Consider the following 688-nt stretch of genomic DNA (forward strand, 5'->3'; position numbering starts at 1 on the left):
GACTCCTTCGACCAGTGGGGCGTCGAGCTCGGAAAGGTGCTCGCCAAGCGCGTCGAGCCCGCCCTGACCGAGGGCGCAGACGTCCCCGGTCTCGATCCGTCCACGGCCGCGCTGGTGGCCGCCTACCGCAATCATCGGGAAGTGAACTGACATGCAGATCGGTCTTGTGGGTCTCGGCAAGATGGGCGGCAACATGCGCGAGCGCCTGCGCAACGCCGGCCACACCGTCATCGGCTACGACACCAACCCGGACAAGTCCGACGTCGCCAGCCTGGCCGACCTCGTCAACGAGCTGGAGGCACCGCGCACGGTCTGGGTCATGGTCCCGGCCGGCGACCCCACCCAGCACGTCATCGACCGTCTGGCGGACCTCCTCAAGCCGTACGACACGGTGGTCGACGGCGGCAACTCCCGCTGGACGGACGACGAGAAGCACGCCGAGGAGCTGGGCAAGCGCGGCATCGGCTTCGTCGACGCGGGCGTCTCGGGCGGCGTGTGGGGCCTGAAGAACGGCTACGCCCTGATGGTCGGCGGGGAGAAGGAGTACGTCGACCGGCTCCGGCCGATCTTCGAGGCGCTCAAGCCGGAGGGCCCGTACGGCTTCGTCCACGCGGGCCGGGTGGGCGCCGGGCACTTCGCGAAGATGGTCCACAACGGCATCGAGTACGCGATGATGCAGGCCTACGCC

1 protein-coding gene is annotated in these 688 nt (G+C 69.2%); it reads left to right on the forward strand.

All coding sequences use genetic code 11. The features are described from left to right. Positions 1-151 precede the first annotated feature (151 nt). Positions 152-688, forward strand: a 537-nt coding sequence (locus GTY47_RS33605) for an NAD(P)-binding domain-containing protein (protein WP_010043080.1), incomplete at its 3' end; no start/stop codon positions are given.

This window comes from Streptomyces sp. SID5464 (assembly GCF_009862985.1).
In the GTDB taxonomy this organism is placed as follows: Bacteria; Actinomycetota; Actinomycetes; order Streptomycetales; family Streptomycetaceae; genus Streptomyces; species Streptomyces chartreusis_D.